The sequence below is a fragment of the Cupriavidus sp. WS genome, assembly GCF_000395345.1.
Lineage (GTDB): Bacteria > Pseudomonadota > Gammaproteobacteria > Burkholderiales > Burkholderiaceae > Cupriavidus > Cupriavidus basilensis_B.
The window spans coordinates 1-2,481 of record NZ_AQPL01000654.1 but is presented as its reverse complement, the minus strand read 5'-3'; the positions used below and the strand labels follow the sequence as shown (position 1 = coordinate 2,481).

Genomic DNA, 2,481 nt, shown 5'->3' with positions numbered 1-2,481 from the left:
CGCGTCGCCGGCGGGCGCGCCGGCGCCGGGCCTGCCGCTCGGCACGCCGCTGGGCAACGCCACGGCCTACGTGCTGGACGGCGCGCTGCAGCCGCTGCCCGACGGCGTGGCCGGCGAGCTCTACCTGGGCGGCCCCGGCCTCGCGCGCGGCTACCTGGGCCGCGCCGCGCTGACCGCCGGGCGCTTCGTGCCCGATCCGTTCTCGGACGGCGGCGCGCGCCTGTACCGCAGCGGCGACCGCGTGCGGCGCGGCGCCGACGGCGTGCTGGCCTACCTGGGCCGCATCGACGACCAGGTCAAGATCCGCGGCTTCCGCGTGGAGCCGGGCGAGATCGCCGCGCGGCTGCGCGCGCTGCCGGGCGTGCGGCAGGCCGTGGTGGTGGCGCAAGCCATCGGCAATGGCGGCGGACCACAACTGGTCGCCTATGCCGTCGCCGCTGCTGGCCACGCGCCGGCGCCCGCCGCGCTGCGGCAGGCGCTGGCCGCCACGCTGCCCGCGCACATGGTGCCGGCCGCCATCGTGATGCTGGACGCGCTGCCGCTCACCGCCAACGGCAAGCTGGACCGGCGCGCGCTGCCGCCGGCCAGCACGGGCGCCGCCACCGATGCGGCCGCGCAGGCGCCGCAGGGCGAGCTGGAAACGCGGCTCGCGGCGATCTGGCGCGAGCTGCTGGACCTGCCGCAGGTAGGCCGCCACGACAACTTCTTCATGCTGGGCGGCCACTCCCTGCTGGCCGTGCAGCTTCTATCCCGAATCCAAGGCGAACTGCGCATCGACGCGCCGCTGCACCTGCTGTTCGGCGCCGCCACGCTGGCCGAGCTGGCCGCCGCGCTGGACGGCCAGACCCGCCACGCCGACGAAAGCGCGCTGCTGGAACTGGAAGCGTTCGCCAATACCCTGGAGGCAGTCTGAATGATCGAAGCCAACACCGCGGCCCGCCTGGCCGCGCGCTTTGCCACGCTGGCGCCGGCGCAGCGCCGCGCGTTCCTCGACAAGATGGCCGAGCAGGGCATCGCCTTCTCGCAACTGCCGATTCCTACGCTGCCGCAAGGCGGTGACGATGCCGCCGGCGCGCCGCTGTCCTACGCCCAGCAGCGCCAGTGGTTCCTGCACCAGTTCGAGCCGGCCAGCGCGGCTTACCACATCAGCAGCGGCGTCAGCCTGCGCGGCCGCCTCGACGTGGCGGCGCTGGGCGCGGCCTTCGCCACGCTGGCGCAGCGCCACGCCGCGTTGCGCACCGCCTTCGTGGCCGACGCCGCCGGCGAGGCGCGCCAGCGCGTGCTGCCCGCCGCCGCGCTGGCCATGCCGCTGCTGGACCTGTACCAGGGCGGCGCGGCCGAAGCCACGCCGCAGGCCCGCGCCGCGCGCGCCGACGCCATCGCCGCCGAGCTGGCCGGCCAGCCCTTCGACCTCGGCAGCGCGCCGCTGCTGCGCGTGCGCCTGCTGCGGCTGGGCGAAGAGGAGCACCGGCTGCTGCTGGTGATGCACCACATCGTCTCGGACGGCTGGTCGATGCAGTTGCTGATCGACGAGCTGGCGGCCTGCTACCGCGCGCACCTGCTGGGCGATGCCGCCAGCCTGCCGGCGCTGCCGGTCGGCTACGCCGACTATGCCGCGTGGCAGCGCAACTGGCTGGAAGCCGGCGAGCAGGAGCGGCAACTGGCCTACTGGCGCGCGCAACTGGCCGACGCGCCCGCCGTGCTGGCGCTGCCCACCGACCGCCCGCGCCCGCCCGCCGCCGTCTACCAGGCTCACCGCCTCGACATCGAGATCCCCGACACGCTAGCGCAGGCGTTGCGCGAGCGCGCGCGCGCGCACGGCGCCACGCTGTTCATGGTGCTGCTGGCCGGCTTCCAGGCCCTGCTCTACCGCCATGCCGGCAGCCGCGACCTGTGCGTGGGCGTGCCGGTGGCCAACCGCAACCGCATCGAGACCGAAGGCGTGGTCGGCCTGTTCGTCAACACCCAGATCGTGCGCGGCCGCCTGGACGGCCGCCAGCCGCTGGCCGCCGCGCTGGAACAGGCGCGCGCCGCCGTGCTCGGCGCGCAGGCGCACCAGGACCTGCCGTTCGAGCAACTGGTGGACGCGCTGCAGCCCGAGCGCAGCATGAGCTACAACCCGCTGTTCCAGGTGGTACACAACCACCGCCGCAGCGACCGCGCCGCGCTGGCCGAGCTGCCCGGGCTGGTGCTGGAGACCGCGCCCATCGGCGAGCGCAGCACCGCGCTGGAACTGACGCTGGACACGCGCGAAAGCACGGACGGGCACATCAGCGCCTGCTTCCACTACGCCGCCGAACTGTTCGACGCCGCCACCGTGGCGCGGCTTGGCGCGCACTACCTGCGGCTGCTGCGGCAACTGGCGGAGGCGCCCGAAGTGGCGCTGGACGCGGTGGCGCTGCTCGATGCCGGCGAGCGCTCGGCGCTGCTGGCGCTGGGCAAGGGAGAAGCGCCGCCGGCCGATGGCCTCGCCGTGCACCA

Annotated in this window: 2 protein-coding genes; both read left to right on the top strand. The window is 75.2% G+C overall.

The window, feature by feature from the left end; all coding sequences use genetic code 11:
* Nucleotides 1–913: phosphopantetheine-binding protein (locus tag K206_RS0136200; protein WP_020207108.1), on the top strand; the 913-nt coding region annotated here is incomplete at its 5' end.
* Nucleotides 914–2,481: condensation domain-containing protein (locus K206_RS40480; protein ID WP_020207107.1), on the top strand; the 1,568-nt coding region annotated here is incomplete at its 3' end.